6 protein-coding genes are annotated in these 7,122 nt (G+C 34.8%); 2 read left to right on the plus strand and 4 right to left on the minus strand.

What is annotated here, in order from left to right:
- Nucleotides 1-629, minus strand: a 629-nt coding sequence (locus tag ABYK33_RS12280) for a hypothetical protein (RefSeq protein WP_373033535.1), incomplete at its 3' end; no start/stop codon positions are given.
- Between the two features lie 202 nt (nucleotides 630-831).
- On the opposite strand from ABYK33_RS12280, the gene ABYK33_RS12285 reads away from it, so the two are divergent.
- Nucleotides 832-3,174, plus strand: a complete 2,343-nt coding sequence (locus ABYK33_RS12285) for an EAL domain-containing protein (protein ID WP_373033536.1) — start codon at nucleotides 832-834, stop codon at nucleotides 3,172-3,174.
- A gap of 50 nt (nucleotides 3,175-3,224) precedes the next feature.
- Here the strand turns inward: ABYK33_RS12285 and htpG are convergent, their stop codons facing one another.
- Nucleotides 3,225-5,087, minus strand: a complete 1,863-nt coding sequence (gene htpG / locus ABYK33_RS12290; RefSeq protein ID WP_373033537.1) for a molecular chaperone HtpG — start codon at nucleotides 5,085-5,087, stop codon at nucleotides 3,225-3,227.
- Between the two features lie 142 nt (nucleotides 5,088-5,229).
- On the opposite strand from htpG, the gene ABYK33_RS12295 reads away from it, so the two are divergent.
- A complete protein-coding gene (locus ABYK33_RS12295; protein ID WP_373033538.1) occupies nucleotides 5,230-5,724 on the plus strand; it encodes a histidine phosphatase family protein in 495 nt (164 codons plus the stop codon).
- Between the two features lie 14 nt (nucleotides 5,725-5,738).
- On the opposite strand, the gene ABYK33_RS12300 is transcribed toward ABYK33_RS12295, so the two are convergent.
- Together ABYK33_RS12300 and ABYK33_RS12305 are read right to left on the minus strand one after the other, a co-directional pair.
- A complete protein-coding gene (locus ABYK33_RS12300; RefSeq protein ID WP_373033540.1) occupies nucleotides 5,739-6,338 on the minus strand; it encodes a transglutaminase family protein in 600 nt (199 codons plus the stop codon).
- A gap of 36 nt (nucleotides 6,339-6,374) precedes the next feature.
- Nucleotides 6,375-7,122 (minus strand): hypothetical protein (locus ABYK33_RS12305; protein ID WP_373033541.1); only part of this gene is annotated, 748 nt, incomplete at its 5' end.

Genomic DNA, 7,122 nt, shown 5'->3' on the forward strand with positions numbered 1-7,122 from the left:
ATTGTCATACCATTTACTGCCAATAAACACAAAGATCCTACAAAATAAAGTATTAGGAGTATCCATAGTCCACGACTTATCATTTCCAAGAAAGGGAAAAAAAGTGTGATACGATATAGTATACCTAGTAAGACTGTATATTTGACCATATTGTGTAAACGTGTATAGAGCTTAACAATAGTTACTTCACTACAGTTTACACATCTGTTTTCAATCGCTTTTTGTTGATATTTATCTAAAAAAGCATAGACAAACTTTAACATATAGCGTGATAAAGTAATGATCACTGCTATGCGAATGATAACAAAAAATGCTTCTAACCAAAACCCTTCTGGTATCTTAGCCCATAATTCAAAGAGAAGTGCTTTAAGACTCATCCCATTTGAGAGATACTGAATACAAAAAATGGACATAGTGATAAGTCCGATCCATAACAATACTTTAAGTGCAAAAAACAAATACGCTTTCGCTTTGTCTATTTTAGGCTTGTTTTTTTCATATGAAGCGGTATTCTTCATCAGACCAAATGCAAAATGGTAATGTATTTTAAGCATAATGTATACTCCGACTACAGCAAGAAGCAGTAGTCCAAAGACAATGACTTCTTCGTAGAAATTTTGAGTATCCATATGTAAAGACCTAATAATTAAATAAAAAGTGATTTTAGCATAAGTTAGGTTTAACCATACGTGTCATGTTGTTGTTTTCATCCTAACAAAGATAAAATAAAATTTACTTTCTGGCAAAACTTATGTTATAGTAGTATCACAATTTTTAAATATACTCCCCCCCCGATTTTTAAGAAGTAAAGTTAAAGAGATGGATACATTAATGAATCACCAAGATAATAAGATAGAAGAAGATAGTTTAGACCAAGCCATTGATAACACAGATATCTCATTTGATGAACGTCTTTCTTATGATAAAATGGTCTTTTATTATATTTCATTACCCATTATGCTTATTGGGAATCTTTTAGGGGCTCTTCTTCTATCTGCCATACAATTAGAGTCTGTAGATCTCTATTCCATCAGTATCTGGCTTCTTGTCAGTTTTATTATGTTCCTCTATCGATTTTATCACTATTATCAGTTTAAAGGTGAGAGTGAGGCCAATAAACTCAAAAATGCAGATATCTGGCTTGATAAATATTATACCAATACGTTGCTCGGTGGTATTGTCTGGGGGAGCAGTGCATTTTTACTCTTCCCTGAATCGGGACTTTTAAATCAAATGATCCTGCTTTTCTTTTTATTTGCCATTGGTTTTTCTGCTATGGGTATTTTGGCATCAAAAACTGACCTTTTGCTTACATATGCATTAGTCACATTTTCTCCTATTATCTTACGTCTCTTTTTTATGGAGACTGAGCTTTACAAAATGATCGCGTTTATTATTCTTGCATTGATGCTTATCATGATACTCACGGCAAACTATTATGGAAAAGTGATCAATAATGCATTGAACAATCGTCAACACTTCATGACCATCAAGCATACACATGAAAAACTCAAAGAACGTTTCTTCTCCCTGTTCGAACGTGCTCCAGTAGGTATCTATTACTATAATCCTTCTTTGGAACTTCAAGATGTCAACATGCACTTTATGAATATGAATAAAGTAACAGACAAAGAAGAGTTGATCAGCACCGATCTTCATAACATTTCAAACTCTCAAGTGCTTGAAGCACATAAGGAAGTTTTTAAGGGCAAAACTGGCCATTATCGTGGTCCGTTTGAAGTGCTTAACAATAAAAAGAATCTTTATGTGAATCTTTCAACCGTACCTATGCTTGATACAGAAGGGAATGTTGCTGGTGGTATCACTATTATCGATGATATCACCAATGAAGTAACAGCCAAAGAGGAAGTGCTAAGAAATGCCTATTATGATATGCTTACCAATATTCCAAATCGTACACTCTTCTTAGACAAACTGAAAACTTTTCTAGCCAATACAAAAGAAAATAATGCGTATGCGGCTTTACTTTTTCTCGATATCGATCACTTCAAAAAAGTCAATGAGACCTATGGTCATGAGCTGGGTGACCATCTGCTTAAACAGATGGTACAACGGATTGATGACAGTATCAACAGTCATGATATGCTTGCACGTATCAGTGGTAATAAATTTGCCATTTTCATTCCTTCTTTGGATAGTGATAAAACCCTTTCAAAAGAGTTGGCATCAAATTATATAAGTACAATTCAAGATAAATTTGTTTCTCCTTTTCCTGTTTCAGGAGATGAACAGCATTTAAGTTTCACTACTGGTGTCGTGATGTTTAATGATAATGCAGTTTCTGCTTATGATCTTCTAAAACGTTCTGAGACAGCCATGTATGAAGCAAAAAAAGATGCTAGAGGTACTAATAAATTCTATGAAAGCAGTATGAGTCAAGAGACACAAGAAACGCTCATGGTAGAAAATGATATACATAAAGCCATAAAAAACGATGAATTCATTGTCTACTATCAACCACAAATGAATATAAAACAAAATAGAATTATTGGTGCAGAAGCACTTGTACGATGGGAGCATCCAGAAAAAGGCCCTGTCTCTCCTGGGCTATTTATTCCTATTGCTGAAGAGAGTGGTATCATTATCAAACTTGAAGAATGGATCATTGATAAAGTCTTATCCGAAATTAAAGCCTTAAGTCAACGTTTGGATAGCTTTCCATTAGATCACATTGCACTTAACATTTCAACTCAACATTTTTTACAGCCCCACTTTGTTGAAAAGCTCATGTTGCTACTTTACAAGCACGGCGTAAAACCAGAATGGATCGAATTGGAAATAGTTGAGAGTGGTATTATGCGCAATATTGATGATGCGGCAAAAAAGATCAAAGAATTAAAAAGTTTTGGGTTTACTGTTGCCATAGATGATTTTGGAACAGGATACTCTTCACTGGCCTATCTCAAACAACTCCCTGTCAACCTGGTTAAAATAGACCAATCTTTTATTTTAAATATGAACGAAAGTAAAGGGGATGCCATCATCGTTGAAGCTGTGATCGCTATTGCTGAAAAGTTTGATTTTAAGGTTTTAGCAGAAGGTGTAGAAGATAAGGAAACATTAGAATCATTAAAAAATTTAAACTGTGATATCTACCAAGGATACTATGGTCATAGACCTATGCCAATGAATGAGTTTGAGCAACTTCTTTAGTCGACTTTAGAGACACACCGTTTTTATGGTATGCCTTAGTTAATGTATAACTATAGTGCTTTTGTCGCTAAAGAAGCTATCCTTTGTGCGAATGCTCCTTTGTCTTTAGGATCAAGTCCTTCTGAGAGTTTCGCAGAATCTAAAAGAATCCATGAGAGATCATTAAAGAGAGATTGATCTTCAAGACTATCCAGCTTTTTGATCATCTCATGGTCAGGATTGATCTCTAAAATAAGAGGTGTTTCTGGCATCTCTTGTCCCATTTGAGCAAACATTGCAGCCATACCAGCCATAGGGTCTGAAGCGTCTTTAAGTACACATGATGGACTGGATGTAAGTCTTGTAGAAGTTTTAACTTCTTTGACCTCTTCACCCAACACTTCTTTGATCTTATCCGTAAGAGATTTAAACTCTTTTGAGATCTCTTCTTTCTCTTCCTCACTCTTTGAGTCTGGTGCATCAATCGTTGTAATATCTTTAAGTGTCCACTCTTTATAAGCACCTATCATAGGGCTCACTATACTGTCCACCTCTTTGTCATCCATGATGAGTACTTCTATATTGGCTTTTTTATAAGCTTCAAGAAGTGGAGAATTTCTCAATACTTTTTCATCATCACCAAGTATGTAATAAATCTCTTTTTTCTCAGAATTACCGCGGCTCATATACTCTTCAAATGATACCAGTCCTTCTTCCGTTGAACTCTTGTATTTAACGATATCAAGCAACAAGTCTTTATTTACATTGTCAGTGTAGATACCCTCTTTCATTACTCTATTGTATTGTTCAATAAATGTATCAGCATCTTCACCGCTTAATTTTTTAATCGCCTGAAGTATCTTCTTCGTTGAATTTTGTTTAATATTTGCCAAAATTCTATTCTCTTGGAGTAACTCACGAGATACATTCAACGGTAGGTCTTCAGAATCGATGATACCTTTTACAAAACGCAAATATGGTGGTAACAACTCTTTGTTATCATCCGTAATAAACACACGTTTCACATACAATTTTACCCCTGCTTCATAATCTGTTCTGTACATATCCATCGGTGCAGTTTTAGGAATATAAAAAAGTGTTGTAAATTCATTGGCACCCTCTACCTTATTGTGTAAATAGGTAAGTGGTTCATTATCACCATGTGAAATGGTTTTATAAAATTCAACATAATCTTCTTTTTTCAATTCAGACTTAGAAACTGTCCACAGTGCAGTAGCCGCATTGATCTGTTCAGATTTATTAACCACTTTAGTCGTAGCATCATCACCTTCACCCTCTGTCTCTTCTTCAGAGTAGTTCAACATGATCGGATATGCAATATGGTTAGAATACTTCTTTACTACCTCTTGTGTTCTCCATTTATCTAAAAACTCTTTTTCATCTTCTTTAAGCTTAATGTAGATAACTGTTCCATGCTCTTCTTTCGTCACAGGTTTTACTTCATATTCACCTGTACCGTCAGTGCTGAACATATACGCTTGCTCTTCCCCTGCTTTTTTAGAAATAACATCTACTTTATCTGCAACCATAAACACAGAGTAAAATCCTACACCAAACTGACCGATAAGATTTGAGTCTTTTTTGGCATCACCCGTAAGGTTGTCCATAAACGCTTTTGTCCCTGATTTCGCAATGGTCCCCAAGTGGTCCATGAGGTCTGCTTCATTCATACCTATACCATTATCACCAATAGTAAGAGAGTTATCTTCTTTGTCCAATTTAATGAAAACTTTTCCAGACCAGTCATCTGACTTGAATTTTCCATCTGTTAAAGAAAGGTAATTAAATTTATCCAGTGCATCACTTGAGTTAGAGACTAGTTCTCTAATGAAAATTTCTTTATTTGAATAAAGAGAGTGTGTCATGAGCTTTAAAAGTTGTCCGATTTCTGTTTGAAACTGATGTTTTGCCATTGTGTTTCTCCTATATAGTATTAATTTTGTGAGATTATAATATATTTTAGTAAATATTACAAGTTTTCCTGAAAGAAAGTTTAGTGTAATTGACTAAACTATGAATGTTTAAAAGTGTGTTAATTCTTGCTATAATGGTTATATGAAAAATTTATACCTTATCAGACATGCAAAATCAGACTGGAGTGATGAAAGTAAAGGTGACTTCGACAGAGGTCTAAACAAAAGAGGGGAAAAAGCCATTCTCACTATGGCAGACGTACTCAAAGAAAAAAAAATAATGCCAGACTTCATACTCTGCAGTGCCGCTAGAAGAACTAAACTCACTACCCAAGGTTTAGCCAAAGAGATAGGTTATACCGGTGAAATTAAATACAGTGATGCACTCTATATGGCAGAACTGGAAAAAGTACTCACACTCATCCAAGATATTGATGACAAGTATGATACCGTTTTCATTGTAGGACACAATCCAGAAACAACTGAACTTTCCAATATAATGACAAATGCCTACATTGACAATGTTCCAACCTTAGGTATTGTAGCTATACAATTTTCTATTGAGAGTTGGAAAGAACTAAAGATAGGGGAAGGGAAATTAAAGTTTTTTATTTATCCAAAAATGTTTAAGAAGTAAAGATATGTACGCTCTTATTTCCATTCTAATTTTTCTATAGAGAGTTTTTCATTTGAAAATGGCTCCACAACTACATCGATATCATCAAGTTTATGCTTTAAAGAGAAACCTACTTTTGAATTTTTAGCCGTACTCTCCAAAATATAATACTTCTTTCCATTGATCCAAAGTCCTTTTTTCGCAGATAATCGTTTATCATCAATTGAAATAATAATAAAAATATGTTTTGGTACTAAAACAAAATAGGCTTCTTTACCCAGAGCATGTAGCATAGAAATAAGCAGGTTACTCTTATCATCACAGTCACCGAAATTTTGTTGTATGGTTTCTTGGGCTGAATACTGCTGAAATATTTTAGTCTTGTAAGGGATATTTGTCGCAAAATCCAACAACGTTTGTACTTGACACAACGCATCAGTACAATGTTGTGTTAGAGCAAATGCTTTATCATGGATCTCTTTGGAAGTGGTTACATAAGATCTGTAGGTTCCATTTGATGTACCTACATGCGTTTTGTCTACGATGCCCATCGCTTTGATGGTAGCGTAGACAAAAGCGATGAAAAAGATCACTATAATGAGAAGTGAGAGATTTCTTTTACTTGCACTTCTCATACTAAAATATACTCTACTTTACGAAATAATATCTTATTATTCAGTTGTATCACAACCGTATTTTTGACGCTCTTTTAAAAGCTCTTTACCTTTTTTCTCTGCATCTCTTAACATTTTCTTTTTGTTATTACTCACTGAAATTCCCGGTACCGATAATGCTGAAGCTTTTTCTTCTAAATGGAACGCACTGGTATTGTTTACCATGATCGTAAATTGATACAGTTTTATAAGTTTTTTATCTATAGCAGCACATGACTCAGAAGAATTAGATGACAAAACAGGTTCATTTACCACTGCCTTTTTCTCAACAGTTCGGGCAGTGGCTGCGGGGGTAGATATTTCCGTAGCATATTTTGGATGCTCTACTACAATCGCTTCAGCTTTTTTCTTTTCAACTTTTGGCATTTGTTCTTTCTTATTACTCGCCGTGCTAGCTTGTACCTGCAGTGCTACAGCTTTATCTTCTGCACGGGCAGTAGTGGTATTGGTTATCTTAGTCGTAACTTTATCCTGTTTCACAGGTTTTTTTTCGATAGCAGCAGATGGAGCTGACGATAAAATAGGTTTACTTACAATTGTCTTTTTATCAGCCATTTGAGAAGTGCCTACGGGCATAGGGTTTTCACAACTGTATTTTTGACGCTCCGCAGAATACTCTGCATATTTTTTCTTTACATCTCTTAACATTTTCTTTTTGTTATTACTCACTGTGATACCAGGTACCGGTAGTGCTGAAGCTTTCTCTTCTAAATGGAACGCACTGGTATTGTTTAGCATAGTCGTA

Source organism: Sulfurovum sp., from assembly GCF_041562805.1.
GTDB lineage: Bacteria > Campylobacterota > Campylobacteria > Campylobacterales > Sulfurovaceae > Sulfurovum.

What these genes read in the sequence shown, in the direction of transcription:
- htpG (WP_373033537.1), bottom strand. Translation starts at nt 5,087, where the DNA reads ATGGCAAAACATCAGTTTCAAACAGAAATCGGACAACTTTTAAAGCTC.
- ABYK33_RS12285 (WP_373033536.1), top strand. Translation starts at nt 832, where the DNA reads ATGAATCACCAAGATAATAAGATAGAAGAAGATAGTTTAGACCAAGCC.
- ABYK33_RS12295 (WP_373033538.1), top strand. Translation starts at nt 5,230, where the DNA reads ATGAAAAATTTATACCTTATCAGACATGCAAAATCAGACTGGAGTGAT.
- ABYK33_RS12300 (WP_373033540.1), bottom strand. Translation starts at nt 6,338, where the DNA reads ATGAGAAGTGCAAGTAAAAGAAATCTCTCACTTCTCATTATAGTGATC.